25 protein-coding genes and 1 riboswitch are annotated in these 26,366 nt (G+C 72.9%); of the genes, 18 read left to right on the top strand and 7 right to left on the bottom strand.

Translation table 11 applies throughout. The features are described 5' to 3' along the window. Positions 1 to 241 precede the first annotated feature (241 nt). The 4 genes from AB0F03_RS18685 (at position 242) to AB0F03_RS18670 (ending at position 5,092) form a co-directional block, all read left to right on the top strand. Positions 242 to 1,645: a pitrilysin family protein gene (locus tag AB0F03_RS18685; protein ID WP_361992765.1), complete on the top strand. Its 1,404-nt coding sequence runs from the start codon at positions 242 to 244 to the stop codon at positions 1,643 to 1,645. Beyond that, on the top strand, positions 1,642 to 3,030 hold the full coding sequence (locus AB0F03_RS18680) for a pitrilysin family protein (protein ID WP_361992763.1): 1,389 nt from the start codon (positions 1,642 to 1,644) through the stop codon (positions 3,028 to 3,030). Before AB0F03_RS18685 ends, AB0F03_RS18680 begins: the two co-directional genes overlap by 4 nt. Positions 3,031 to 3,262: 232 nt before the next feature. Beyond that, positions 3,263 to 3,423, top strand: a riboswitch (cyclic di-AMP (ydaO/yuaA leader). Between the two features lie 12 nt (positions 3,424 to 3,435). Continuing rightward, the gene (locus tag AB0F03_RS18675; RefSeq protein ID WP_361992760.1) at positions 3,436 to 4,191 is read left to right on the top strand and encodes a M23 family metallopeptidase; all 756 of its coding nucleotides are present in this window, start codon (positions 3,436 to 3,438) and stop codon (positions 4,189 to 4,191) included. 214 nt (positions 4,192 to 4,405) lie between these two features. Beyond that, positions 4,406 to 5,092 carry a GntR family transcriptional regulator gene (locus AB0F03_RS18670; RefSeq protein WP_361992757.1) on the top strand — a complete coding sequence of 229 codons (687 nt, stop codon included), beginning with the start codon at positions 4,406 to 4,408 and terminating at the stop codon, positions 5,090 to 5,092. Positions 5,093 to 5,293: 201 nt separating this feature from the next. Here the strand turns inward: AB0F03_RS18670 and AB0F03_RS18665 are convergent, their stop codons facing one another. Next, positions 5,294 to 5,575 carry an HPr family phosphocarrier protein gene (locus tag AB0F03_RS18665; RefSeq protein WP_361992754.1) on the bottom strand — a complete coding sequence of 94 codons (282 nt, stop codon included), beginning with the start codon at positions 5,573 to 5,575 and terminating at the stop codon, positions 5,294 to 5,296. A gap of 176 nt (positions 5,576 to 5,751) precedes the next feature. Between AB0F03_RS18665 and AB0F03_RS18660 the strand changes: the two genes are divergently transcribed. From AB0F03_RS18660 to AB0F03_RS18645, 4 genes are all read left to right on the top strand, one after another. Beyond that, on the top strand, positions 5,752 to 8,634 hold the full coding sequence (locus AB0F03_RS18660; protein WP_361992751.1) for a GNAT family N-acetyltransferase: 2,883 nt from the start codon (positions 5,752 to 5,754) through the stop codon (positions 8,632 to 8,634). A 320-nt stretch (positions 8,635 to 8,954) separates the two neighbouring features. Beyond that, complete coding sequence (locus tag AB0F03_RS18655) at positions 8,955 to 9,551, top strand: DUF5998 family protein (RefSeq protein ID WP_361992748.1); 597 nt, start codon at positions 8,955 to 8,957, stop codon at positions 9,549 to 9,551. Then, complete coding sequence (locus AB0F03_RS18650; protein WP_361992745.1) at positions 9,551 to 10,741, top strand: nucleotide pyrophosphatase/phosphodiesterase family protein; 1,191 nt, start codon at positions 9,551 to 9,553, stop codon at positions 10,739 to 10,741. The genes AB0F03_RS18655 and AB0F03_RS18650 overlap by 1 nt, the downstream gene beginning before the upstream one ends. 38 nt (positions 10,742 to 10,779) lie before the next feature. Beyond that, complete coding sequence (locus AB0F03_RS18645; protein WP_361992743.1) at positions 10,780 to 11,430, top strand: thymidine kinase; 651 nt, start codon at positions 10,780 to 10,782, stop codon at positions 11,428 to 11,430. A 4-nt stretch (positions 11,431 to 11,434) separates the two neighbouring features. Here AB0F03_RS18645 and AB0F03_RS18640 read toward each other — a convergent pair whose 3' ends face one another. Continuing rightward, a complete protein-coding gene (locus AB0F03_RS18640) occupies positions 11,435 to 12,226 on the bottom strand; it encodes a VOC family protein (RefSeq protein ID WP_361992741.1) in 792 nt (263 codons plus the stop codon). A gap of 317 nt (positions 12,227 to 12,543) precedes the next feature. Between AB0F03_RS18640 and AB0F03_RS18635 the strand changes: the two genes are divergently transcribed. After that, the gene (locus tag AB0F03_RS18635) at positions 12,544 to 13,395 is read left to right on the top strand and encodes a sulfurtransferase (RefSeq protein WP_361992739.1); all 852 of its coding nucleotides are present in this window, start codon (positions 12,544 to 12,546) and stop codon (positions 13,393 to 13,395) included. Positions 13,396 to 13,445: 50 nt separating this feature from the next. Here AB0F03_RS18635 and sepH read toward each other — a convergent pair whose 3' ends face one another. From sepH to AB0F03_RS18620, 3 genes are all read right to left on the bottom strand, one after another. Further along, positions 13,446 to 14,486: a septation protein SepH gene (gene sepH / locus AB0F03_RS18630; RefSeq protein WP_361992736.1), complete on the bottom strand. Its 1,041-nt coding sequence runs from the start codon at positions 14,484 to 14,486 to the stop codon at positions 13,446 to 13,448. A 495-nt stretch (positions 14,487 to 14,981) separates the two neighbouring features. Next, positions 14,982 to 16,301, bottom strand: a complete 1,320-nt coding sequence (locus AB0F03_RS18625) for a D-arabinono-1,4-lactone oxidase (protein ID WP_361992734.1) — start codon at positions 16,299 to 16,301, stop codon at positions 14,982 to 14,984. Then, positions 16,261 to 17,499: an MFS transporter gene (locus AB0F03_RS18620; protein WP_361992731.1), complete on the bottom strand. Its 1,239-nt coding sequence runs from the start codon at positions 17,497 to 17,499 to the stop codon at positions 16,261 to 16,263. The genes AB0F03_RS18625 and AB0F03_RS18620 overlap by 41 nt, the downstream gene beginning before the upstream one ends. Before the next feature lie 172 nt (positions 17,500 to 17,671). Between AB0F03_RS18620 and AB0F03_RS18615 the strand changes: the two genes are divergently transcribed. Next, positions 17,672 to 18,799, top strand: coding sequence for a ferrochelatase (locus tag AB0F03_RS18615; RefSeq protein WP_361992728.1), 1,128 nt, complete (start codon positions 17,672 to 17,674; stop codon positions 18,797 to 18,799). Positions 18,800 to 18,807: 8 nt separating this feature from the next. Then, positions 18,808 to 19,623: an inositol monophosphatase family protein gene (locus AB0F03_RS18610; RefSeq protein ID WP_361992726.1), complete on the top strand. Its 816-nt coding sequence runs from the start codon at positions 18,808 to 18,810 to the stop codon at positions 19,621 to 19,623. An 84-nt stretch (positions 19,624 to 19,707) separates the two neighbouring features. On the opposite strand, the gene AB0F03_RS18605 is transcribed toward AB0F03_RS18610, so the two are convergent. Beyond that, entirely contained in the window at positions 19,708 to 19,881 is a 174-nt protein-coding gene (locus AB0F03_RS18605; RefSeq protein ID WP_023546087.1) for a hypothetical protein, read from the bottom strand. Positions 19,882 to 20,296: 415 nt separating this feature from the next. Here AB0F03_RS18605 and AB0F03_RS18600 point away from each other — a divergent pair, with 415 nt between their 5' ends. From AB0F03_RS18600 to AB0F03_RS18585, 4 genes are all read left to right on the top strand, one after another. Beyond that, entirely contained in the window at positions 20,297 to 20,950 is a 654-nt protein-coding gene (locus tag AB0F03_RS18600; RefSeq protein ID WP_069778299.1) for a response regulator transcription factor, read from the top strand. 6 nt (positions 20,951 to 20,956) lie between these two features. Then, positions 20,957 to 22,204: a HAMP domain-containing sensor histidine kinase gene (locus AB0F03_RS18595; RefSeq protein WP_361992722.1), complete on the top strand. Its 1,248-nt coding sequence runs from the start codon at positions 20,957 to 20,959 to the stop codon at positions 22,202 to 22,204. Positions 22,205 to 22,598: 394 nt separating this feature from the next. Then, entirely contained in the window at positions 22,599 to 22,895 is a 297-nt protein-coding gene (locus AB0F03_RS18590; protein ID WP_003997302.1) for a DUF4193 domain-containing protein, read from the top strand. Positions 22,896 to 22,908: 13 nt separating this feature from the next. Continuing rightward, entirely contained in the window at positions 22,909 to 23,823 is a 915-nt protein-coding gene (locus AB0F03_RS18585) for a hypothetical protein (RefSeq protein ID WP_361992720.1), read from the top strand. A gap of 73 nt (positions 23,824 to 23,896) precedes the next feature. Here AB0F03_RS18585 and AB0F03_RS18580 read toward each other — a convergent pair whose 3' ends face one another. Further along, positions 23,897 to 24,361 carry a DUF3093 domain-containing protein gene (locus AB0F03_RS18580; RefSeq protein ID WP_361992717.1) on the bottom strand — a complete coding sequence of 155 codons (465 nt, stop codon included), beginning with the start codon at positions 24,359 to 24,361 and terminating at the stop codon, positions 23,897 to 23,899. A gap of 58 nt (positions 24,362 to 24,419) precedes the next feature. Here AB0F03_RS18580 and AB0F03_RS18575 point away from each other — a divergent pair, with 58 nt between their 5' ends. The 3 genes from AB0F03_RS18575 to AB0F03_RS18565 are packed head-to-tail and all read left to right on the top strand — an operon-like array spanning position 24,420 to position 26,342. Next, positions 24,420 to 25,004 (top strand): PaaI family thioesterase, encoded by a 585-nt coding sequence (locus AB0F03_RS18575; RefSeq protein WP_361992714.1) that lies wholly within the window; start codon positions 24,420 to 24,422, stop codon positions 25,002 to 25,004. Beyond that, positions 25,001 to 25,570, top strand: a complete 570-nt coding sequence (gene dut / locus AB0F03_RS18570) for a dUTP diphosphatase (protein WP_361992711.1) — start codon at positions 25,001 to 25,003, stop codon at positions 25,568 to 25,570. The genes AB0F03_RS18575 and dut overlap by 4 nt, the downstream gene beginning before the upstream one ends. A gap of 1 nt (position 25,571) precedes the next feature. After that, on the top strand, positions 25,572 to 26,342 hold the full coding sequence (locus AB0F03_RS18565) for a DUF3710 domain-containing protein (RefSeq protein ID WP_361992708.1): 771 nt from the start codon (positions 25,572 to 25,574) through the stop codon (positions 26,340 to 26,342). The last annotated feature ends 24 nt before the right edge of the window (positions 26,343 to 26,366 follow it).

Below are 26,366 nucleotides of genomic sequence, written 5' to 3'. Positions count from 1 at the left end.
CTGATCTGACGCGGACCATTGTGGACCGCCGCACCGACAGCCCGGGCCACGACCCGGTCTCCGTCGGCCCGGCCGGTGCCGGGAAGCCCTCCGGAGACGGGTCGCACGCAGGCTACGCGATCCGCTGTGGGCGTACGTCCCGCGGGAACTTCGCCGGGGCCCCGCACGCTTTGCATACAGTGGCAGGAACGGCAGGAAAACCGCGGTTTCTACGACCGCCTCCGCTCGCGAAGGGACGTACATGCCCATGGGTCACACGACCACAGCCGAGGCAGGCTCCGGGGGCCTGACAGCGACCGAGCACCGCCTGGCCAACGGTCTGCGCGTGGTGCTCTCCGAGGACCACCTGACCCCCGTGGCGGCGGTCTGCCTCTGGTACGACGTCGGTTCCCGCCACGAAGTCAAGGGGCGAACCGGCCTGGCTCACCTCTTCGAGCACCTGATGTTCCAGGGGTCCGGGCAGGTCAAGGGCAACGGCCACTTCGAGCTGGTGCAGGGCGCGGGCGGCTCGCTCAACGGCACCACCAGCTTCGAGCGCACCAACTACTTCGAGACCATGCCCGCCCACCAGCTGGAGCTGGCGCTCTGGCTGGAGGCCGACCGCATGGGCTCCCTGCTGGCCGCCCTGGACGACGAGTCCATGGAGAACCAGCGGGACGTCGTCAAGAACGAGCGCCGCCAGCGCTACGACAACGTGCCCTACGGCACCGCCTTCGAGAAGCTGACCGCCCTGTCCTACCCGGAGGGCCACCCCTACCACCACACGCCGATCGGCTCGATGGCGGACCTGGACGCGGCCACCCTGGAGGACGCGCGCCGGTTCTTCCGCACCTACTACGCGCCGAACAACGCGGTGCTGTCCGTGGTCGGCGACATCGACCCCGAGCAGACCCTCGCCTGGGTCGAGAAGTACTTCGGTTCCATCGCCGCCCACGACGGCAAGCCCGAGCCCCGCGACGGTTCCCTGCCGGACGTCATCGGTGAGCAGCTGCGCGAGGTCCTCGTGGAGGAGGTCCCGGCGCGCGCACTGATGGCCGCCTACCGGCTGCCGCACGACGGCACGCGCGCGTGCGACGCGGCCGACCTCGCCCTGACCGTCCTCGGCGGCGGCGAGTCCTCCCGGCTGTACAACCGGCTGGTGCGCCGCGACCGTACGGCCGTCGCGGCCGGCTTCGGTCTGCTGCGCCTGGCCGGCGCGCCCTCGATGGGCTGGCTGGACGTGAAGACGTCCGGTGACGTCGAGGTGCCGGTCATCGAGGCCGCCATCGACGAGGAGCTGGCCCGGTTCGCCGAGGAGGGCCCCACGCCCGAGGAGATGGAGCGCGCCCAGGCCCAGCTGGAGCGCGAGTGGCTGGACCGGCTCGGCACGGTCGCGGGCCGCGCCGACGAACTGTGCCGCTTCGCCGTCCTCTTCGGTGACCCGCAGCTCGCCCTCACCGCGGTGCGGCGCGTCCTGGAGGTGACCCCCGAGGAGGTGCGGGAGGTCGCCGAGGCCCGCCTGCGCCCCGACAACCGCGCGGTCCTCGTCTACGAGCCGAAGTCCCCCGAGGCCGTGGAGGACACCCCGGTCCCCGGGGACCCGGAGCAGGAAGCGACCGTAGAGGCGGGCCGCGACGAGACCGAGAACGAGGAGACGGCCAAGTGACCGAGCTCGCCACCATGGAGTTCCATCCCCAGCCGCAGCCCGGTGAGGCCAGGCCCTGGGCGTTCCCGGCGCCCGAGCGCGGCACCCTCGGCAACGGCCTGACCGTGCTGCGCTGCCACCGCCCCGGCCAGCAGGTCGTCGCCGTCGAGGTGCTGCTGGACGCCCCGCTGGACGCCGAGCCCGCCGGCCTGGACGGCGTCGCCACGATCATGGCGCGGGCCTTCTCGGAGGGCACCGACAGGCACTCGGCCGAGGAGTTCGCCGCCGAGCTGGAGCGCGCGGGCGCCACGCTCGACGCGCACGCCGACCACCCCGGCGTCCGGCTCGGCCTGGAGGTCCCGGCCTCCCGGCTGGCCAGGGGCCTCGGCCTGCTCGCCGACGCCCTGCGTGCGCCCGCCTTCGCCGAGAGCGAGGTCGAGCGGCTGGTCCGCAACCGCCTGGACGAGATCCCGCACGAGCTGGCCAGCCCGGCTCGCCGGGCCGCCAAGGAACTGTCCAGGGAGCTGTTCCCGGCGGACTCGCGCATGTCCCGCCCCCGCCAGGGCACGGAGGAGACGGTCGCGAAGATCGACGCGGCGGCCGTACGTGCCTTCTACGACCGCCATGTGCGACCCGCCACGGCCACCGTGGTCGTCGTGGGCGACCTGACCGGCGCCGACCTGGACGCGCTGCTCGCCGACACCCTGGGCGCCTGGACCGGCACCCCGGGCGAGCCCCGGCCCGTGCCGCCGGTGACCGCCGACGACACCGGGCGCGTGATCGTCGTGGACCGGCCCGGTGCCGTCCAGACGCAGCTGCTCATCGGCCGCGTCGGGGCCGACCGGCACGACCGGGTCTGGCCCGCCCAGGTGCTCGGCACGTACTGCCTCGGCGGCACCCTCACCTCCCGCCTGGACCGCGTCCTGCGCGAGGAGAAGGGCTACACCTACGGCGTGCGCGCGTTCGGCCAGGTCCTGCGCTCGGCCCCGGACGGCACGGGCGCGGCGATGCTCGCCATCAGCGGCTCGGTGGACACGCCGAACACCGGCCCCGCGCTGGAGGACCTGTGGAAGGTGCTGCGCACCCTCGCGGCGGAGGGCCTGACCGACGCGGAGCGGGACGTCGCCGTGCAGAACCTCGTCGGCGTGGCGCCGCTGAAGTACGAGACCGCGGCGGCCGTCGCGAGCACGCTGGCCGACCAGGTCGAGCAGCACCTGCCCGACGACTTCCAGGCGACGCTGTATCAGCGGCTGGCCGCCACGGGCACGGTGGAGGCCACCGCTGCCGTCGTGAACGCCTTCCCGGTGGACCGCCTGGTGACGGTCCTCGTCGGTGACGCGTCCCAGATCAAGGAGCAGGTCGAGGCGCTCGGTATCGGCGAAGTCACCGTCGTCGCCGCGGAGTAGACGCACCGGCGGACGCGAAGGCGTACGCGCGCGCGTGGGGCCCTGCCGACCTACGGGTCGTCAGGGCCCCTGCTGTTCCACTCAGTCACTCAGATGCCCGTTTTGGGGCGGAGGTTGCCTGTCTGCCCTGTGGGATGCGCTACAAAAACCCGGATCTGTTTGAGGAGGGGAAGCGGGCCGCCGTACCGTCATGCGGGCTGTTCGTCAGGCAGTGCGCCGCACCCGCGGCACCGGACAGTCATCGCCGAGTCCCCGTACGGCGCGAGCCAGGGGAGCCGGGGACCCATCGTCCCTGGGGTGAATCGGGCGCCCGCGCGTGAGCGAGGGGGCCCGTAGGAGACCTTCCTGCTCCGAACCCGTCAGCTAACCCGGTAGGCGAGAGGGAAGGAAAGGACCAGCCACTTCATGGCGTTCATGTGCGCCACCGGGAAGCACCGCAAGCCCGGCCGGGTCAAGCGCACCACCGCTCAGGCGGCGGGTGTCGCGGCCCTCACCACCACCGGCGTCATCGGCACCCTCGCCGCGTCCCCGGCGCTCGCCGCCGACAGCTCCGTGGAGCAGACCGGCCTCACCCCGGTCCTCACCGTGAACGACGACGTCGCCGAGCAGATCGACGCGCAGGCCGCCGCCCAGCAGCAGGCCGCCGAGCAGAAGGCGGCCGAGGCGGCCGCGGAGAAGGCGGCCGCCAAGAGGGCCCAGGAGGTCCGCGAGGCGCGGATCCGCGCCGCCCGTGAGGCCGAGCGCAAGCGGCTGAACGCCTTCGTCATCCCGATCGCGCACTCGTACGTCTCCACGGCCTACCAGGCCAGCAGCTCCCTGTGGTCCTCCGGTTCGCACACCGGCATCGACTTCCACGCGGCCAGCGGCACCTCCGTCCACGCGGTGGGTTCCGGCACGGTCGTCTCCACGGGCTGGGGCGGCGCGTACGGCAACCAGATCGTGCTCCGGATGGCCGACGGCATGTACACCCAGTACGGCCACCTGTCGTCCATCGGTGTCACGGTGGGCCAGAAGGTCGTCCCGGGGCAGCAGATCGGCGTGTCGGGCGCGACCGGCAACGTCACCGGCCCGCACCTGCACTTCGAGGCCCGTACGACGCCCGACTACGGCTCGGACGTCGACCCCGTCGCCTACCTCCGCAAGCACGGCGTGAACGTCTGACCCGACGGACACCCGCACGCCTGCCAAGCCCCGGCTCATCGAGCCGGGGCTTTCGCCATTTTCCGTGGTTTCCTTCCGGTGTCCGCCGGACCCGCTGACCAAAATATATCCATGGATGACGCCCGGCCGTCGGAAATTCAGGTCCATTGGAATAGAGTCACGGGAACACGCGTCCATCGTCGGCGTTTCACGGGTATTAAGGCGGAGGTCGGTCATGCGTATTCCGGCGCACTCGGTGTGCACCGCTGTCCGGGACGACATCGTCGCCGGTGTCCACGAACGCGGCAGCCGCCTCACCGAGGAAGTCCTGGCCCGCCGCTACGGCGTCTCGCGCGTCCCCGTCCGCGAGGCCCTGCGCACCCTGGAGGCGGAGGGCTTCGTGGTGACACGCCGGCACGCGGGCGCGTGCGTGGCCGAACCGACCGAGCAGGAGGCCGCGGACCTGCTGGAGATGCGGCTGCTGCTGGAGCCGCTGGGGGCCGCCCGGGCCGCGCAGCGGCGCACCGAGGCCCATCTGAAGGTGCTGCGCGGACTGGTCCGGCTGGGCCAGGAGCGGGCCAGGAGGGGTGGCAGCGAGGATCTGCGCGCGCTGGGCGGCTGGTTCCACGAGACGCTCGCCCAGGCCTCCGGCAGTCCCTCGCTGACCTCGGTGCTCACCCAGCTGCGGCACAAGATCGCCTGGATGTACGCGGTGGCGACGCCGCTCGTCCCGGTGGAGTCGTGGGCGGAGCACGGGGCGATCGTGGACGCGGTGGCGCGGGGGGACGGCGAGCGCGCGCGGACGCTCACCGCGCTGCACACCGAGCGCGTCACCAGCGGCCACCGGCTGCGCGTCTCCGGGGCCCAGGAGCGTGTGAGGACTTCGCAACGGGCCGTAAACATGGCGGGCCCGCGGAATTAACACGGACGCCGTATACAAAGGAGAGGCATTGTGGGGCGGATATTTTCCGCTGCCTCAATTCCGCTCCCTGTGAATTCGCGAGAGAGTTCCGGCGCGGGCCGGCCGTGAACCGGCGGAATTTCGTGCGGAGCGTGCGCGGAAACGCCGGAGCCGCGTTCGCCCGACGGACGAACGCGGCTCCGGCACTCTGCGCGGTGAGGCTCAGACGGTCTCGGGGAGCTCCTCGAGGCCCTCGGAGACCAGCTTGGCCAGACGGTCCAGGGCGGTGTCCGCGCCCTCGGCGTCCGAGGCGAGGACGATCTCCTCGCCACCCTGGGCGCCCAGGCTCAGGACGGCCAGCATGGAGGCCGCGTTGACGGGGTCGCCCCCGGCCTTGGCGATCGTCACCGGGACGCCTGTGGCCGTGGCGGCTCGGACGAAGATGGAAGCGGGGCGGGCGTGGAGGCCCTCGGCCCAGCCGACGTTGACGCGGCGCTCAGCCATGTGATGCTGCCCTTCAGTACTCAGGGTTGTCTAGACCAGTTTCCCATATCGCGAAGCGTGCCCGGAGCGGACCTTCGTCCCCTCCGTGTGCCGTCGGACCGCGGCCTCGGTCCGGCGTGTCGCCCTCCACAGACTGCCTCGCGACGTTGTCGTACGCGAGCCGTACTCTGGGGCCCATGCAGACCCCGGCGGACCGGCAGGACCGGCACGAGTACCCCGCCCACTGGGAGGCGGACGTGGTGCTGCGCGACGGGGGTACCGCGCGCATCCGGCCCATCACCGTCGATGACGCCGACCGCCTGGTCAGCTTCTACGAGCAGGTCTCGGACGAGTCGAAGTACTACCGCTTCTTCGCGCCCTACCCACGGCTGTCCGCCAAGGACGTCCACCGCTTCACGCACCACGACTTTGTGGACCGGGTGGGACTCGCGGCCACCATCGGCGGCGAGTTCATCGCCACCGTACGCTACGACCGCATCGGCGCCGACGGCATGCCCGCCTCCGGGGCCGCCGACGAGGCCGAGGTCGCCTTCCTCGTCCAGGACGCCCACCAGGGCCGCGGCGTCGCCTCCGCCCTGCTGGAGCACGTCGCGGCGGTCGCGCGCGAGCGGGGCATCCGCCGCTTCGCCGCCGAGGTGCTGCCCGCCAACAGCCGGATGATCAAGGTGTTCACGGACGCCGGATACACCCAGAAGCGCAGCTTCGAGGACGGCGTCGTCCGCCTGGAGTTCGGCCTCGAACCCACCGACCGCTCACTGGCCGTGCAGCGCGCGCGGGAGCAGCGCGCCGAGGCCCGCTCGGTACGGCGGCTCCTCGCGCCCGGGTCCGTGGCGGTCGTCGGCGTGGGCCGCGCCCCCGGCGGGGTGGGCCGCAGCGTCCTCGGCAACATCCGCGACGCCGGTTTCCCGGGCCGGCTGCACGCCGTGAACACGGCCTTCCCCGAGGATCCCGGGGAGGTCGACGGTGTTCCCGCGTACCGGTCGGTGCGGGACATCGAGGGGCCCGTGGACCTGGCCGTCGTCGCCGTACCGGCCGAGCACGTGCCCGCCGTGGTCGCCGAGTGCGGGGAACACGGCGTCCAGGGGCTGGTGGTGCTCTCCGCCGGATACGCCGAGAGCGGTCCCGGGGGACGGGAACGGCAGCGCGCCCTGGTGCGGGCCGCGCGCGCGTACGGCATGCGGATCATCGGCCCCAACGCCTTCGGGATCATCAACACCGCCGCGGACGTCCGGCTGAACGCCTCCCTCGCCCCGGAGATGCCCCGCCCCGGCCGCATCGGGATGTTCGCCCAGTCCGGGGCCATCGGCATCGCCCTGCTGTCCCGGCTGCACCGGCGCGGTGGAGGGGTCACCGGGGTCACGGGCGTGTCCACCTTCGTCTCCGCCGGGAACCGCGCGGACGTCTCGGGCAACGACGTCCTCCAGTACTGGTACGACGACCCCGAGACCGATGTCGTCCTCATGTACCTGGAGTCGATCGGCAACCCCCGCAAGTTCACCCGCCTCGCCCGGCGGACGGCGGCGGCCAAGCCGCTGGTGGTGGTGCAGGGCACCGGGACGGCCCCGCAGGGGCACGCGGTACGGGCCACGCGGCTGCCCTACGCGACCGTCTCCGCGCTGCTCCGGCAGGCCGGGGTGATCCGGGTCGACACGATCACCGAGCTGGTCGACGCCGGCCTGCTGCTCGCCCGGCAGCCGCTGCCCGACGGGCCGCGCGTGGCGATCCTCGGCAACTCCGAGTCGCTGGGCGTACTGACGTACGACCGGTGCCTGGCCGAGGGGCTGCGGCCGGCGCGGCCGGTGGACCTGACGACCGGCGCGACGGCGGAGGACTTCCACCGGGCGCTGTCGGCCGCGCTGGCGGACGACACCTGCGACTCCGTCGTGGTCACCGCCATCCCCGCCATCGGGGAGGCGTCGCCGGGGGACGCCGAGCTGGCGGCGGCGCTGCGGTCGGCCTCGGCCGCCGTGCCCGGAAAGCCGGTCCTGGTGGTGCACGTGGAACTCGGAGGGCTGGCCGAAGCGCTGTCGGCGGCGGCGAGCACCGCGCCCGGGGCCGCCGACCGGACGCCCGGCCCCCAGGGCGGCGCGCACCCCGTCCACCGCCTCGCGGAACGACCGCCCACCGCGCCGGCGGGCACGGCGGCCCCCGCGGCGCCGGCGGGCGGGGACACCCCGCCGGTCCCGCCGGAGGGCACCCGCCTCATCCCCGCCTACCCCGCCGCCGAGCGTGCCGTCCGCGCGCTCTCCGAAGCCGTGAAGTACGCGCAGTGGCGCCGGGAGGCGACCGACCCCGGGAAGGTGCCGGAGTGCGACGACATCGACGAGAAGGGCGCCGCCCGCCTGATCGGCGAGCTGCTCGCGCGCGGGGAGGGGCTGACGATCCCGGACGCCGAGACCTGCGAGCTGCTCGAGAAGTACGGCGTCCACGTCCGCCGGGCGCTCCCCGCGCCCACTCCGGACGCCGCCGCCGAAGCCGCCCGCGCACTCGGCTATCCCGTGGCCCTCAAGGCCACCGCCCCGCACCTCAGACACCGCGCCGACCTGGGCGGCGTACGCCTGGACCTCGCGGACGAGGAGCAACTGCGCCGGGCGTACGCCGAGTTGGCCGAGCTGTTCGGGCAGCCGGAGGAGCTGCGGCCGGTGGTGCAGGGGATGGCGCCGCGCGGGGTCGACACGGTCGTACGGGCCGTGATCGATCCGGCGGCCGGGGCCGTGCTGTCCTTCGGGCTCGCCGGGGCGGCCTCGCAGCTGCTCGGGGACATGGCCCACCGGCTGGTTCCCGTCACGGACCGGGAGGCGGCCTCGCTGGTGCGGTCCATCCGCACCGCACCGCTGCTGTTCGGCTGGCGCGGCTCCACGCCCGTCGACACCCCCGCGCTGGAGGAGCTGCTGCTGCGGCTGTCCCGGCTGGTCGACGACCATCCGGAGGTGGTCGCGGTCACCCTGGAGCCCGTCGTCGTCGCCCCGCAGGGCGTGAGCGTCCTCGGCGCCACCGTACGGCTCGCGCCCCCGCCCGCCCGGGACGACCTGGGCCCGCGCACGCTGCCGGCCTACTGAGGGGGGCGCGTGGAGATCGCGGCCTGGAGCTGATCTCCGTCGGTCCCGTCCTCGTCTCCCGCCCGCAGAGCTTCCGGGACCCGCCCTCCGCCCGCCCACGACCGCCGGGACGGCCTGGCTCGCGCGGGCACCGGGCGAAGAACCGCTGCTCCTCGTCGCGTTCGAGGCGGACGCCGGCGGACCGGAGCCCCCCTCCTGCCCGATCGCCGCCGAGCGGCCGGCGGTCCGGCCGGGGCTCGTGCCGAGGCCCCGCGGGCGGGGCGTACCGGCCGCCGCCCGTCCGCGCGACTGGCCCGGACCGCCTCCGCCCACGGATTAGGATGGACGCCATGGCCAAGACCAGTACGACGACCCAGGGGCTGCGCGCGGCGATCGAGCGCAGCGGCTACTACCCGGCCCTCGTGGCCGACGCGGTGGAGGCCGCCGTGGGCGGCGAACCCATCCGGTCGTACCTGGTCCACCAGGAGACGACGTTCGACCAGAACGAGGTGCGCCGGCACGTGACGGTCCTGGTCCTCACCGGCAACCGGTTCATCGTCAGCCACACCGACGAGCAGGCCGCCGACACCACCTCCCCGACGCCGTACGCCACCACCTCCACCGAGTCCGTCAAGATCGGCCGGATCTCGTCGGTCGTGGTCAGCCGGGTGGTGGCCAACCCCGAGCAGTACACGCCGGGCACACTGCCCCGCGAGGTCGTGCTGACCATCGGCTGGGGCGCGGTCAGCCGCATCGACCTGGAGCCCGCCGCCTGCGGCGACCCCCAGTGCGACGCCGACCACGGCTACACGGGCAACTCCACGGCGGACGACCTCAGCCTGCGCGTCAGCGAGGCCGGGGACGGTCCGGAGACGGTGCGCCAGGCGCTCGCCTTCGCGCAGGCCATCTCGGAGGCGACCGCGGACCTCACCCGCTGATGTCCCAGTTCTCGACCTGGGACGATTTCGAACCCCTCGCCCTGGACACCGCGCCGCTGCCCGAGTACGGCACCGGCTCCCTCGCCGACCTGCTGCCCACCGTGGCCGCCGGTATGGGCGTCCCCGGCCTGACCGCCACGATCACGGAACTGACCGCGGCCGACCGGGTCTGCGTCTTCCTGATCGACGGGCTGGGCTGGGAACAGCTCAGGTCCCACCCGGACGAGGCCCCGTACCTGACCTCCCTGCTCGGCAGCTCGCGCGGCGGCACCGGCCGCCCGCTCACTGCCGGCTACCCCGCCACCACCGCCACCTCCCTCGCCTCCGTGGGCACCGGGCTGCCGCCCGGCGCCCACGGCCTGCCCGGGTACGCGGTTCGCAACCCGGCCACCGGCGAGCTCATGAACCAGCTCCGCTGGCACCCGTACACCCCGCCGCGCCCCTGGCAGCCGTACCCCACCGTGTTCCAGCTGGCCCAGCAGGCCGGGGTGCACGCCGCCCAGGTGTCCTCGCCCGCCTTCCAGCACACCCCGCTCACCAAGGTGGCGCTCAGCGGCGGCACCTTCCACGGCCGGCTCACCGGCGAGGAGCGCATGGACCTCGCCGCCGCGCAGCTCGCCGCCGGGGACCGCGCACTGGTGTACACGTACTACGCCGAACTGGACGGCTCCGGACACCGTTACGGCATCGCCTCCGACACCTGGCGCGGCCAGCTCATGTACGTCGACCGGCTCGTCCAGCGCCTCGCCGAGCAACTCCCGCCGCGCAGCGCGCTGTACGTGACCGCCGACCACGGCATGGTCGACATCCCGTTCGACGAGCGGCACCGCATCGACTTCGACGAGGACTGGGAGCTGAGCGCCGGGGTCGCCCTGCTGGGCGGCGAGGGCCGGGCCCGGCACGTGTACGCGGTGCCGGGCGCCGAGAACGACGTCCTGACCTGCTGGCGCGAGGTGCTCGGCGAGCAGTTCTGGGTGGCCTCGCGCGACGAGGCCGTCGCGGCGGGCTGGTTCGGGCCGCACGTGGACGAGCGCGTGTACCCGCGGATCGGGGACGTGGTCGCCGCCGCGCACGACGACGTCCTGCTGATCGCCTCCGAGCGGGAGCCCAAGGAGTCGGCGCTGGTCGGCAACCACGGTTCGATGACCCCTGCCGAGCAACTGGTCCCGCTCCTCGAAGTACGCTCCTGACGGCCCCCCGCCCCTCACCGAAAGGTGTTCCACCCCTCATGCCCGAGCTGGTCTTCTTCTCCGGAACGATGGACTGCGGGAAGTCGACGCTGGCTCTCCAGATCGAGCACAACCGCTCGGCGCGCGGCCTCGCCGGGATGATCTTCACCCGGGACGACCGCGCGGGCGAGGGCAAGCTGTCCTCCCGGCTCGGCCTGGTCACCGACGCGGTGGAGGTCGAGGACGGCCAGGACCTGTACGCGTACCTCGTGGACCACCTCTCCCAGGGCGGCCGGGCCGACTATGTGATCGCGGACGAGGCGCAGTTCCTCGCGCCCGGGCAGATCGACCAGCTCGCGCGCGTGGTGGACGACCTCGGCCTGGACGTGTTCGCCTTCGGCATCACCACCGACTTCCGCTCCAAGCTCTTCCCCGGCTCCCAGCGGCTCGTGGAGCTGGCCGACCGGATCGAGGTGCTCCAGGTGGAGGCGTTGTGCTGGTGCGGCGCCCGCGCCACGCACAACGCCCGCACGGTCGGGGGCGCGATGGTGGTCGAGGGCGCCCAGGTCGTCGTGGGCGATGTCAACCAGTCCGCGGGCGAGGTCGGCTACGAGGTGCTGTGCCGCCGCCACCACCGGCGCCGGATGACCGCCGCGTCGGCCCGCGCGGCGGCCCTGTCCCCGGACGTCCTGCCGGTCGCGTCCGCCTGAGGGATCAGCCCGGGTCGCGGACCACCGAGAACTCGGCGCCCTCCGGGTCCGCGACCGTCGCCACCCGCCCGTGCGGGCCGTCGTGGGCCGGCCTGAGGATCCGGCCGCCCAGCCCGGTCACCTGCCGCAGCGTCTCGTCGACGTCGGCGACCTCGAAGTACGTCCGCCAGTGCGGCCCCCGGTCCCGGGGCATGGCGTGGCCCACCCCGTGCAGCCCGGCCACCGGCCGGTCGCCCAGGCGCAGGGTCACGTAGTCGAAGTCGGGGGAGACCACCGGCTCCTCCTCGTAACCGAACACGCTCGTGTAGAACTTGGCGACGCTCTCCGTCTCGTAGGTGAGCAGCTCGTTCCAGACGGGGGTGCCGGGCACGCCGGTGATCGCCGTGCCGAGATGCGCGGAGCCCTGCCAGATCCCGAACACCGCCCCGGAGGGGTCGGAGGCGATCACCATACGGCCCGCCTCGGCGGCGTCGAGCGGGCCGACGGCCACCGTCCCGCCGCACAGCCGCACCGTGTCGGCCGTCCGGTCCACGTCGTCCGAGGCGAAGTACGGCGTCCAGGCGACCGGAAGCCGGCGGTCCGGCGGCAGCTGACCCATGCCCGCCACCTCCCGCCCGTCGAGCAGCGCCCGCACGTACGGGCCGAGCTGCTGCGGGCCCGGCAGGAACTCCCAGCCGAACAGCTCACCGTAGAACTCCTCGGTGGCGTCCAGCCCGTGCGCCATCAGGCTCACCCAGCAGGGTGTGCCGGGCGCGCGCCGCGCGTGCGGACCGGCCGGTTCCCGTGCCTCGGTCATCGATCACTCTCTCCCCGGCCCCTTCACGGTGGCCGTGTCGCTTCCGCTCCCCGGAAGGGTGTCCGCGCCGCCGGCGCGCACGCCCGTGCCGGTACCCGCATCCTCCGCGGTGCCGCGGGGCCGTACCGCGCCGCCCGGCGTTTCCTCCGGAAGGATGCCCGATTGCCGTCTTCTGTGCTTCCTGACGAGGGCCGGCCGGTGTCCGCCGACTGTACGTCCCGTGCCCGATCGCATACGCCATGTGACCGAACCTGTCCGGCGGAGCAGAGTAGCCGGACCTGGACGCCGCGGCCACCCCTGGCGTATGGATGGACGCCATGAGAGCCATCATCACCGCGACCCGACTCGCGGACGAGCTGACCGGGGCGAACCCGCCCGTCCTGCTGGACGTCCGCTGGCAGCTGAGCCTGGCGAAGGCGGCGGGCGCGCCGGCCTTCGACGGCCGGGCCGCGTACGCGGCCGGGCACATCCCCGGCGCGGTCTTCGTCGACCTGGACCGGGAGCTGGCCGCCGCGCCCGGCGTGCACGGCCGCCATCCGCTGCCCGACCTCGCGGAGTTCGGTGCCGCGATGCGCCGCGCGGGCGTGTCGTCGGACCGGCCGGTCGTGGTGTACGACGGCGGGCAGGGCTGGGCCGCCGCGCGCGCGTGGTGGCTGCTGCGCTGGACGGGTCACCCGGACGTGCGGGTGCTCGACGGCGGGTTGCCGTCCTGGCGGGGTGAGCTGTCCACCGAGACGCCCGTCCCGGCCGAGGGCGACTACCGGCCCGCGCCGGCGGCCGCGGGGCTGCTGGACGCGGAGGCGGCCGCGGCCCTGGCCCGCGCGGGCGTGCTCCTGGACGCGCGCGCGGGGGAGCGGTACCGCGGTGAGGTGGAGCCGGTCGACCGGGTCGGCGGGCACATCCCGGGTGCGGTGTCGGCGCCCACGACGGAGAACGTGGGTCCCGACGGCCGCTTCCTGCCCGCGGCGGAACTCAAGGACCGCTTCAAGGCCCTGGGCGTCTCGGACGACACCGAGGTGGGTGTGTACTGCGGTTCGGGCGTCTCGGGAGCCCACGAGGTGCTCGCCCTGGCGGTGGCGGGTGTTCCGGCGGCCCTGTACGTGGGCTCCTGGTCGGAGTGGTCCTCCGACCCGTCCCGCCCGGTGGCGGTGGGCGCGGACCCGCAGTAGGGCAGCCGGCTGAGGGGGCACGCGCGCGCCCCCTCACCCGGTACGGAAACCTACTCCTGCTTCTTGCGGCGGGTACCGAACACGATCTCGTCCCAGCTCGGTACGGCGGCGCGGCGGCCGGGGCGGACGCCGTCGGCCTCGGCCTGCCGGTCGGTCGCGCCGACGAGCCGGTCGCGGTGACTGCCGACGGAGCGCGGCATGAGGACGTCCGCGTAGGCGGAACCGGCCGACGCGGCGGGCGCCGGGGGTTCCTCGGCGACGGGCTCGTCGTCGGTCTCCTCCACGGACTCCGCGGGGCTCTCCGGGACCACCAGGTCGCCCCGGAAGCTCGGCACGGCCTCCAGCAGGCTGGTCAGCGAGTCGCGTTCGGCCGTGCTCTCCTCGGCCGGCTCGGACGCCTGCGAGGGCAGGCTGAGCCGCTCCCGGTCGACCCGCTCGAGCGCGCGGTCCATCGACCGCTCGCGCGGCAGCCGGGCGATGCGCGGGACGAACGGGAAGCTCGGCTCGGGTACGGCGAGGTCGTCCGACTCGCCGATCAGCGAGCGCGCCTCGTCGTCCATGGCCTGGACGAGCCGCCGGGGCGGGTCGTACGTCCAGCTGGCCGAATGCGGTTCGCCCGCGACCCGGTAGACGAGCAGCACCTCCCAGGTGCCGTCGTCGCGGCGCCAGGAGTCCCACTGCACGGTGTCCTTCTCGGCGCCGCGCAGCAGCAGCCGCTCCTGGACGGTCTCGCCGAGCAGCGGGCCGGAGTTCTCACCGGGGCGGCGGACCGGGGTCTTGCGGGCCCGCTCCGCCATGAAGGCGCGCTCGGCCAGCACGGGGCCCTCGAAGCGCCGTACCCGGTCGACGGGGATGCCGGCGAGCTGCGCGACCTCCTCCGCGGTGGCACCGGCCCGTATCCGCGCCTGGATGTCACGCGGGCGCAGATGGCTCTCGACCTCGATCTCGATCTGCCCGAGGCGTGGCCGGTCGCCGCGCACGGCGGCGCGCAGCCGCTCGTCGATCGGAAGTGTGTACTCCGTGGAATCGGCAGCCTTCAGCACCAGCCGTGTGCCGTCATTCGAGACGGCCACGACACGCAGTTCGGGCATGGGGACCTCCCGGGTGGTGCCTGCCGACGTCACGTGCGTCGCTGCTTCCGCTAGTCGAGTGTGGCCTGCCCGGGTTCAGCCTGCCACAACCTTGCCGAGTTGCCCGGCGTGTCGGGCACGGGCCCGGGGCCGCCGTTATGGCACGGTTACCTGTTCGCAACGCTAAGTGACCAATCGCGGTCACCCTGTGCAACCAGCCTCCTCCCGGCGGTCCTGCAAGCCCGCGGGCACCCTGGTGGGAGGCCGGACCCAGGGCTCGCCACAGTACTCCATTCGGGCCAAGTGCGTGGATCGGCGCGCCGCCCAACTTCTCGCGAGGGCTGCGACTTGGCCGCGCGCAACCGCTTCACTCGATCTCGTACGTGGCGAACGTCACGCGCTTCCCCGGAAACGATTCCATGGTTTCGCCCGTGGCTCCGGGGGCAGTCAAGTGCCAGAGCCGCCGGGCCAGTTCGGCGCCTACGTGCCGAGTGCCCTGGGCACGTGGTTCGGTGCCTACGCGCCGAGCACCCTGCGCACGTAGTCGTTCTGGAAGAGCCGCTCCGGGTCGAGGCGGTCCCGCAGCGCGGTGAATTCGCCGAAGCGCGGGTACACCCGGGCGAGGTAATCCGCGTCCCGCGTGTGGACCTTGCCCCAGTGCGGGCGTCCCTCGTGCGCGGTGAGGACGCGCTCGGCGGCGGTGAAGTACGCCTGATAGGGCGTCCCCCGGAACATGTGCACGGCGATGTAGGCGCTGTCCCGGCCCGACGCGGTCGACAGGGTGATGTCGTCGGCCGGCGCGGTGCGCACCTCCACCGGGAAGCTCACCCGCAGGCCCGAGCGGTCGACCACGGCCTTCAGTTCGCGCAGCGTCTCGGTCAGCGCCGCGCGCGGGACGGCGTACTCCATCTCCACGAACCGGACCCGGCGCGGCGAGGTGAAGACCTTGTACGGGATGTCCGTGTACGTCCGCGCGGACAGCGCCCTGCTGGAGACCCGGGCGATCGCCGGGACGGTGGCGGGAGCGGCGCGGCCGGCCCACTGGGCCACCTGGAAGACGCCGTTGGAGAGGAACTCGTCCTCGAACCAGCCGGCCAGCCGGCCCACCGGCCGCTCGGGACCCGCGCTGCGGTTGTTGCGCTTGGTGTTGGTGCTGCCGGTGTGCGGGAACCAGTAGAACTCGAAGTGCTCGTTCTCGGCCCACAGCTGGTCGAACTCGGCGAGGACGCGCTCGAGGGGCATCGGTTCCTCGCGCGCGGTGAGCAGGAAGAGCGGTTCCACGGCGAAGGTGAGGGCGGTGACGATGCCGAGGGCGCCCAGGCCGACGCGGGCCGCCGCGAAGACGTCCGGGTTCTCCTGCTCGGAGCAGGTGAGCACCGAGCCGTCCGCCGTGACGAGTTCCAGTGCCTTGATCTGCGCGGCGATCGAGCCCGACTCGCGGCCCGTGCCGTGCGTGCCGGTGCTGGTGGCCCCGGAGACGGTCTGTTCCATGATGTCGCCCATGTTGGTGAGCGACAGGCCCTCGCGCGCGAGGGCGGCGTTGAGTCTCTTGAGCGGGGTGCCCGCCTCCACCGTGACGGTCATGGACGCACGGTCGATGTCACGTATGCCCGTCAACAGTTGAGGACGTATCAACACACCGTCGGTGGCGGCTATCGACGTGAAGGAGTGGCCGGTTCCCACCGCCTTCACCTTCAGGCCGTCCTCGCGGGCCCGGCGCACCGCCGCGGCCAGCTCCTCCACCGAGGCCGGTGCGACCTGCCGGGCGGGCCGGGCGGAGACGTTGCCGCCCCAGTTACGCCAGGTGCCGTTCTTCCCGCTCGTTGTGCTGACCAACGGTGCCTCCCCGACCCGAGGCCGGCCTGCGCAGCCGGCGGTACCCGAGGAAACCCACCACGACCGCGACGGCCCCGGACGCCACCGGGACCCCGTACCCGGCCCGCGCCCCGGCTGCGTCGATCACCCAGCCGGCCAGGGAGGAGCCGAGCGCGACACCGACCGCGAGACCGGTGCTCACCCAGGTCATGCCCTCGGTGAGCTGCGCGCGAGGTACGTGCTCTTCGATGAGGGACATCGTCGTGATCATCGTCGGTGCGATGGACAGCCCCGAAACGAACAGCGCCACGGCCAGAAGCGGCAGGTTTCCGACCAGTAGGAGGGGGATCATACTCACGGCCATGGCCGTGACGCCCAGCAGCCAGCGGCGTTCCGGCGCCCCGGTGAAGCGCAGCAGCCCGAAGACGGCGCCCGCCGTACCGGAACCGGCCGCGTACAGCGCCAGGACCAGGCTCGCCGCGGCCTTGTGGCCGCGCTCGTCGGCGAAGGCGACCGTGACCACGTCCACCGCTCCGAAGATCGTGCCGGTCGCCACGAAGGTCGCCACCAGTACCCGCAGCCCCGCCGAGCGCAGGGCGCTGCCGTCGGCGTGCCGCTCGCGCGGATGCGGCTCGGGCTCGGTGGCGCGCTGGGCGGTGAGCCAGAAGACGCCGGCCGCCAGGAAACAGGCGGCCAGCAGGGGGCCCGCCTCCGGGAACCACGCCGTGCACAGGCCGATGGAGAGGATCGGCCCGACGACGAAGCAGATCTCGTCCACGACCGACTCGAACGAGTAGGCGGTGTGCAGCTTCGGGGTGCCCCGGTACAGCGCCGCCCACCGGGCCCGGATCATCGCGCCCAGGCTGGGCACCGAGCCGATCCCGGCGGCGCACACGAACAGCACCCAGTCCGGCCACCGCAGGTGCGCGGCGAGCAGCAGCCCGGCCGCCGCGGCCAGCGCCACCAGGGTCGCGGGGCGCAGCACCCGGCGCTGCCCGTGCCGGTCCACCAGCCGCGAGATCCGCGGCCCCAGCGCGGCGGCGGAGAGCGCGATGGTGGCCGACAGCGCGCCCGCGAGGCCGTAGCGCCCGGTGAGCTGGGAGACCATCGTGACCACGCCGATGCCCATCATCGACAGCGGCATCCGGCCGAGGAATCCCGCGGCGGAGAAGGCCTTGGTGCCGGGCTCGGCGAACAGGGCTCTGTAGGGGCTGGGCACGTGGTCTCCGGAGCGGCTCGGTAAGGCGCCATGACGGCTGATACAGCTTACAAGTTAGGTTCTCCTAATCGCACCGTGCGTCAGGCCCGGGGAAAGCGGATCAAAACACCCGCAACACGACTCTACGTCCCGCTGTTTCCCCGCCGCCGGTGCCGGGTGGCAGGATCGAGACATGCCAGACGCGCTCGATGCCAGCCCCTACGACGCCCTGCTCCTGCTCTCCTTCGGCGGCCCCGAAGGCCCGGACGACGTGGTCCCCTTCCTGGAGAACGTCACGCGCGGGCGCGGCATCCCGAAGGAACGCCTCAAGGAAGTCGGACAGCACTACTTCCTCTTCGGCGGGGTCAGCCCCATCAACGACCAGAACCGCGCCCTGCTGGACGCCCTGCGCAAGGACTTCGCCGATCACGGCCTGGACCTGCCGGTGTACTGGGGGAACCGCAACTGGGCGCCCTATCTGACGGACACCCTGCGCGAGCTGGCCGCCGACGGCCGCCGCCGCGTCCTGGTCCTCGCCACCAGCGCCTACGCCTCCTACTCCGGCTGCCGCCAGTACCGTGAGAATCTGGCCGACGCACTGGCCACCCTGGAGGCCGAGGGTGTTCCGCTGCCGGCGGTCGACAAGCTGCGGCACTACTTCAATCACCCCGGTTTCGTCGAGCCCATGACCGACGGCGTGCTGCGCTCCCTCGCCGACCTCCCCGAGGACGTCCGCGCGGGCGCCCACATCGCCTTCACCACCCACTCCGTGCCGACCGCCGCCGCCGACACCTCCGGTCCGGCCGAGGCCCACGGCGAGGGCGGAGCCTACGTCGCGCAGCACCTGGACGTGGCCCGGCTGATCGCCGAAGCCGTCCGCGAGCGCACCGGCGTCGACCACCCCTGGCGGCTCGTCTACCAGTCCCGCTCCGGCGCCCCGCACATCCCGTGGCTGGAACCCGACATCTGCGACCACCTGGAGGAGCGGCACGCGGCGGGCGTCCCCGCCGTCGTCATGGCCCCCATCGGCTTCGTCTCCGACCACATGGAGGTCCTCTACGACCTCGACACCGAGGCGACGGCCAAGGCCGAGGAGCTGGGCCTGCCGGTGCGCCGCTCGGCCACCGTGGGCGCCGACCCGCGGTTCGCGGCGGCCGTCCGCGAGCTGGTCCTGGAACGGGCCACCGTGGAACGCGGCGGCCGGGTCACCCCCTGCGCCCTGGGTGCCCTCGGCCCGAGCCACCACGTGTGCCCGGCCGGCTGCTGCCCGGCCCGCGCCCCCCGACCGGCCGCCGCGGGCGCCGACAGCCCCTACGCGTGAGGAGACCCGTGACCGACGCCCTGCACCGGGACCTGCTCGCCCTCGCCCAGGAGGCCGCCCGCCGCGCCGGCGAACTGCTGCGCGACGGCCGCCCCGCCGACCTGGCCGTGGCCAGGACCAAGTCCAGCCCCATCGACGTCGTCACCGAGATGGACATCGCGGCGGAGAAACTGATCACCGATCTGATCTCCGGGCGGCGCCCCGACGACGGCTTCCTCGGCGAGGAGGGCGCCTCCGCCGAGGGCACGAGCGGCATCCGCTGGGTGATCGACCCCCTCGACGGCACCGTCAACTACCTGTACGGACTGCCGACCTGGGCGGTGTCCGTCGCGGCCGAGCAGGACGGCGAGACCGTCGCCGGGGTCGTGGCGGCGCCGATGCGCGGCGAGACGTACCACGCCGTGCGCGGCGGCGGCGCGTGGGCCACCGGCGCGTGGCAGGGCGAGCGGGCGCTCGCCTGCCGCCCCGCACCCCCGCTGGACCAGGCACTGGTCTCCACCGGCTTCAACTACGTCACCGAGGTCCGCGCCCACCAGGCCGAGGTGGCCGGCCGGCTGATCCCGCTGGTGCGGGACATCCGGCGCAGCGGCTCGGCGGCGGTCGACCTGTGCGACGTGGCCTGCGGCCGGCTCGACGGGTACTACGAACGCGGACTCCACCCGTGGGACGTCGCGGCGGGGGACCTGATCGCCCGGGAGGCGGGCGCCCTGACCGGTGGCCGCCCCGGAGAGCGCCCCTCACGTGACCTGACGGTGGCGGGCGCGCCAGGGGTCTTCGAGCCCCTCCAGCGGCTGCTGGAGGACTTCGGCGCCTGGCACGACTGACGCCCGGCCCGGAAGGGCCCGGGGAAAGCGAGGGCCCCCGGCGCTGGATTCGCCGGGGGCCCCGCTGTCGCACTCTCGAGCAGGTCAGACGCGTGACGCGCCGACCTCCACGCCGTGTTCGGCGGCGAGGCGTCGCAGGTCGTCCAGCTCTGCCTGCTCCACCTCGACCAGGAAGTCGTCGCCCTCGTCACGAGCCCGCGACAGATCGGACTCCGTCGCCCTTATGCGCTGGAGAAGTCCCGCGGTGAAAGCGTCCATGCTGCGCCCCCTCGTCATGGGTCGTGGGTCGGTGGCACGGGGGTGTGCCGGGTGTGGAAGGGGTGATCACGTCTCTCGCAGGTGCCCAGCGCTGCCCGGCCGGGCGGCGACGGTGCCGGACACCCACGCCCACTCTGCGAAGCGGACCGAGAAGTACCACATGGTGCTGCGGCACATGCAGAGCGTGATCGCGGGGTGTAAAGCCGTCCTCCCCCCACGCCGTTCCCCGGAAACCTCGGACGGAGCAGAAAGTCTCGCGTTTCTCCGCCGGCACCCGGATTCCTGCGGTCCGGACCTCGTCTTACAGCCGACTTACGGCCGAAAAGGGCAGGATGGGGGCCACATTCCACGAACACTCCTGCCCGCGGGGCGCCCACGGCGCGCCGCGCGGGTGGACACAGGAAGGACAAGCGACGTGCGCGTACTCGTCGTCGAGGACGAGCAGCTGCTCGCCGATGCGGTGGCCACCGGACTGCGCCGGGAGGCCATGGCCGTCGACGTCGTGTACGACGGTGCGGCCGCCCTGGAACGCATCGGCGTGAACGACTACGACGTGGTCGTGCTCGACCGCGACCTCCCGCTCGTGCACGGCGACGACGTCTGCCGCAAGATCGTCGAGCTGGGCATGCCCACGCGCGTGCTCATGCTCACCGCCTCCGGTGACGTCAGCGACCGGGTCGAGGGTCTGGAGATCGGCGCCGACGACTATCTGCCCAAGCCGTTCGCGTTCAGCGAGCTGATCGCGCGCGTGCGTGCCCTCGGCCGCCGGACCAGCGTGCCGCTGCCCCCGGTCCTGGAGCGGGCCGGCATCAAGCTCGACCCCAACCGCCGCGAGGTCTTCCGCGACGGCAGGGAGATCCAGCTCGCGCCCAAGGAGTTCGCGGTCCTGGAGGTGCTGATGCGCAGCGAGGGCGCGGTGGTCTCCGCGGAGCAGCTGCTGGAGAAGGCGTGGGACGAGAACACCGATCCGTTCACCAACGTGGTGCGCGTGACGGTCATGACCCTGCGCCGCAAACTGGGCGAGCCGCCCGTCATCGTCACGGTCCCCGGCTCCGGCTACCGGATCTGACCGGCCGTGGCCGCCTCCCCCGCGCCCCCGCAGGCGCCGCCGAAACCCACCTGGGACCCCAGCAGGGCACAGCCCCCCTTCCCGTGGCTGCGCCCGACCATCCGCATACGGCTCACACTGCTGTACGGCGGCATGTTCCTGATCGCCGGCATCCTGCTGCTGTCGATCATCTATCTGCTGGCCGCCCAGGCGATCAGCACCGGGAACCAGCCGCTTTTCAAGATCGTCAGCTTCCAGAAGCTCCAGGTCTCCAGCGACAACTGCCCCGCGATCAACACCACGAGCCTGCCCCTGGAGGACTTCAAGGACGCGATCAGCCGGTGTGTGGGCCACCAGCGCCAGGAGGCCCTGGACAACCTGCTCAGCCGCTCGCTGCTGGCCCTGCTCGGGCTCGCCGTGATCGCCTTCGCGTTCGGTTACGCGATGGCCGGCCGCGTGCTCTCCCCGCTCGGCCGGATCACCCGTACCGCCCGGCAGGTGGCCGGTTCGGACCTGTCCCGCCGGATCGAGCTGGACGGCCCGGACGACGAGCTGAAGGAGCTGGCCGACACCTTCGACGACATGCTGGAACGGCTGCAACGGGCCTTCACCGCCCAGCAGCGCTTCGTCGGCAACGCCTCGCACGAACTGCGCACCCCGCTGGCGATCAACCGCACGCTCCTGGAGGTGCATCTGTCGGATCCGGACGCGCCCGTCGAGCTCCAGCAGCTCGGCAGGACCCTGCTCGCCACCAACGAGCGCAGCGAGCAGCTGGTCGAGGGACTGCTGCTGCTCGCCCGCAGCGACAACCAGATCGTCGAGCGCAAGCCCGTCGACCTGGCCGAGGTCGCGACGCAGGCCGTCGATCAGGTGCATGCCGAGGCGGAGGCCAAGGGGGTCGAGATCCGCGGTGAGCGCAAACCGGCCGTCGTGCGGGGCAACGGCGTGCTGCTGGAGCGGATCGCCCTGAATCTCGTGCAGAATGCGGTGCGCTACAACGTGGCCGAGCACGGCTGGGTCGAGGTGCATACCGAGGTCGAGCACGGGCAGGCTGTGCTCACCGTCTCCAACACCGGCCCGGTGGTGCCCGCGTACGAGATCGACAACCTCTTCGAGCCCTTCCGGCGGCTGCGCACGGAGCGCACGGGCAGCGACAAGGGCGTGGGTCTCGGTCTGTCGATCGTCCGGTCGGTGACCCGCGCGCACGGCGGGCACATCCTGGCAAGGCCCCGGGAAGGCGGTGGCCTGGTGATGCGTGTCGCCCTGCCGGTGTGACGGGCGACCGACACGCGCGGAGGTTGTTCGCTTCGCGCGGAATTTTCCGACCACCGCGCAGGGTTCTCCTTGTGTGTTCGATCACATGGACGAAATTCCGTTCATGTACGCAGAGTGATCATGGCCGTAGGTGGAAAGCCGGGAACGTCCTGGTTTTCAGGGCACTTGATCACGGGAAGTACACGGTGAGGCGCCTTTGAGGTGCGGCATCCGAACCGTGTACGGTCCTCACCGCCATCCAAGCCGATCACGCTCGACGGGTCGGATCGGGTGTCGATTGAGTAACAGACCTTGATGTGAGGCAAAATCTCCGCCTCAGGTCGGGCACAAGTCCGGCCTCTCACGCGTTACGTGCGCTGGAGACACCGCAGACCACCCAGAGGGGGAGAGCGATATGGCAACCGATTACGACACTCCACGCAAGACCGACGACGACGTCGACTCGGACAGCCTTGAAGAGCTGAAGGCCAGGCGGAACGACAAGTCCACCTCGTCGGTGGACGTCGACGAGTTCGAGGCCGCCGAGGGCCTCGAACTGCCCGGAGCGGACCTCTCGAACGAGGAGCTGGCCGTCCGGGTGCTGCCCAAGCAGCAGGACGAGTTCACCTGCATGAGCTGCTTCCTGGTGCACCACCGCAGCCAGCTGGCCCGGGAGAAGAACGGTCAGCCGATCTGCCGCGACTGCGACTGAGGACGGGTCGGCCGTGTCTGGCTCGACCCCTCCGCGGAAGCGCCGCTTCTCCTTCCGGAAAGCGGACCAAGGGCCGTCCGACGGCTCGCACGGCGCGCGTGACGACGAGCGGGGCTCACCCGGGGCGGGGGCCTCGCCCGGACCGGTGGCCGACAGGGACGACCTGCCGGTGCCGGTGCGGGAGCCCACGCCCGTCGCACGGCACCGGGCCGTGGTCGCGCGCCGCAGGGCCCGGGACCTCGCCCGGGAAGGGGCCCGCAAGGGCGGCGGCCACGCCCGCGCGGGGCTGGCGTACGTCGCGGACCGCATCATCGACATCGCGCCCCGGGTGCCCGTACGCGACCTCACGACCCTGCGCAGGCAGTTCCCCGGACTCGGGCCCGAGGAGCTGGCCGACAAGCTGGTCGCGGGCGCGGCGGCCGGCACCTCGACGGTCGGAGCCGGGATCGGAGCGGCGGCGATGCTGCCCGTGCCGCCGGCGATGCCGACCGAACTCGCCGCGGAGATCACCGGGGTCGCCGCGATCGAGCTGAAACTCATCGCCGAACTGCACGAGGTCTACGGCGTCCGTGCGCCGGGCGGGCTCAGAGCCCGCAGCACCGCGTATCTGTCCTCCTGGTCGGGGGAGCGCGGCATCGACGTGACGAAACCGTCGACGTACGACACGGCCCTCGGCGGCCGGATGAAACGCGAACTGCGCCGGCAGATCATGAAGCGGATGGTCCGCAACCTGCCCAACCTGACGCCGTTCATGGTGGGAGCCGCGGTCGGAGCGGTCATGAACCGCCGGGACACCAGAAAGCTCGCGGCCCGGATCCGGGCCGACCTGCGCCGCATCCAGGTGCCCTGGGACGAGCTGGCGGAGCTGCCGCCGCTGGAGAAGCCGGCGGATCCGCTGTCGCTGCGCGAGCTTCCCGAGGGGCTGTAGGAGCCACGGTCAGGGCGCCCCCGGCGGCTGGGCCCGAGGCGGACCGGACCTCTCGGACGCGCCCCGTACCGCCTCAGGCGTTCGCCGTGCGGGCCGCCTCGATCGCCGCCGCCAGCTTCTCCGGCTCACGCGTCGACAGGTACAGGTACGGCGTCGGGTCCTGCGGATCCGTGACCTCCACGCGCAACGCCGTCGGGATGTACGCGCGCAGCAGCAGGAAGGCGCGGGTGTCGGCCTTGTACGTACGCCAGGCGCGCGCCTCCTCCGCGTCCAGCACCTGCGCCGAGCCCAGCGCCGACACCGGGATCCTCGCCTCGCCCGCGACCAGGGAGTCGCCCACGACCCGGATGCGCGGCGAGCCGTAGGCGCTGGCCACCACCGCCGCGGCGGCCGTCCCGCCGACCAGCCCGCCGAGCAGCGGCAGAGTGCCGAAGGGGAGCAGGATCAGGGCGAAGGAGACGCCGACCAGGAAGCTGATCAGCCACCACGAACGGGGGGCGGTGAGGCGTTCTTCGTAGGGGGTGGCGGAGAGCTGCATGAGGCCAAGCTTGGCACGGGATCCGCACAGGCCCGACGCACGGGTAAGGTCTGCGGCTGTGAGTGGTAGTTCCGCAGCTCTTCAGCCTCCCGCCGACGCGGTGAAACCGGTACGGCACCCCGACGCGCCCGCGCCCGGGGAGCTTCTCGGCGCCCATTACGAACACTGCTTCGGCTGTGGTCCCGGGCAGCCGCACGGACTGCACCTGGAGGCCCGCGCCGGCGAGGGCGTCACGCTGACCGCCGAGTTCACCGTCCAGCCCGCCCATCAGGGCGCCCCCGGCCTCGCGCACGGCGGAGTGCTGGCCACGGCCCTGGACGAGACCCTCGGTTCGCTGAACTGGCTGCTGCGCACCATCGCCGTGACGGGACGGCTGGAGACGGACTTCGTCCGGCCCGTCCCGGTCGGCACCACGCTGCACCTGGAGGCCGAGGTGACCGCCGTCGCCGGGCGGAAGATCTACTGCACCGCCACCGGACGCATCGGCGGCCCCGACGGACCGGTCGCCGTCCGCGCCGACGCCCTCTTCGTGGAGGTCAAGGTCGACCACTTCATCGACCACGGCCGCGGCGAGGAGATCCGGGCGGCCATGGAGGACCCCGATCAGATCCGCCGTACCCGTGCCTTCGAGGTGAACCCGTGACCGCGGCGGGCCCGGCCGGCCGCGGCCCCCTTGATGTGCAGATCCGGCGCGTCGATCCGGACGTGCCGCTTCCGGCGTACGAGCATCCCGGGGACGCCGGAGCCGACCTGCGTACCACCGAGGCATGCGTGCTCGGCCCCGGCGAACGGGCCGTCCTGCCCACGGGGGTGTCGATCGCTCTGCCCGAGGGGTACGCGGCCTTCGTGCATCCGCGTTCCGGCCTCGCCGCCCGCTGCGGTGTCGCCCTCGTGAATGCCCCGGGGACGGTCGATGCCGGGTACCGTGGAGAGATCAAGGTGATCGTGGTGAATCTCGACCCGCGCGAGAGCGTGCGGTTCGAGCGCTTCGACCGGATTGCCCAACTGGTCGTCCAGCAGGTCGAGAGGGTCCGCTTCCAGGAGGTCGCGGAACTTCCCGGCTCGGCGCGGGCCGAAGGGGGCTTCGGGTCCACCGGTGGCCATGCCGCGGTGGGCGGCGAGAGCGGCGCAAGCGGTCAGGCCGCCGAAGGCGGTCCGACGGGTGGGAATCGATACGCTTCGGTCGTATCCGACCGGGAAGGACAGTGACGTGTTCGGACGTCGCAAGACGAAGGGTGCCGCCGAGGAAGCGGCCGGCGAGGCCGAGCAGGTCGTCGACAGCGTCGACACCGAGGCGGACGTAGAGGAGGCCGAGCGCGAGCGAGAGCGCGTCCGGCTGGAGCCCGGGCCCCGGCCCGACGGGCCCTGGGACAGCAGCGAGGTGCGGGACCCGGCCGAGGGCCGCGTCGACCTCGGCGGTCTGTTCGTACCGGGCGTCGACGGCATGGAGCTGCGGGTCGAGGTCGCCGGTGACGCGATCGTCGCCGCGACCGTCGTGCTGCGCGACAGCGCCATCCAGCTCCAGGCGTTCGCCGCGCCCAAGCGCGAGGGCATCTGGGGCGAGGTCCGCGAGGAGATCGGCAGCGGCATCACCCAGCAGGGTGGCATCGTCGACGAGGTCGAGGGCCCGCTCGGCTGGGAGCTGCGCGCCCAGGTGCCGGTGCAGCTGCCCGACGGCACCGGCGGCTTCCAGGTCGTCCGGTTCGTCGGTGTGGACGGCCCGCGCTGGTTCCTGCGCGGTGTGATCTCCGGCCAGGGCGCCGTGCAGCCGCAGGCCGCCGGGCTGCTGGAGCAGATCTTCCGCGACACGGTCGTGGTCCGCGGCGAGGGCCCGATGGCCCCGCGCGACCCCATCGTCCTGAAGCTGCCCAACGACGCCCAGATGGTCCCCGAGGGCGTCCAGCAGGAGGACGAGGGCTCACGCTTCGGCGGCGGTATGGGACAGCTCCAGCGCGGACCGGAGATCACCGAGGTCCGCTAGCCGCTCCACGCCTTTGCCGTGACA

The organism is Streptomyces sp. NPDC028722, assembly GCF_040637655.1.
Classification (GTDB): Bacteria; Actinomycetota; Actinomycetes; order Streptomycetales; family Streptomycetaceae; genus Streptomyces.
Note: the sequence above shows the minus strand (reverse complement) of the source record. Positions and strands in the feature narration are given on the sequence as shown.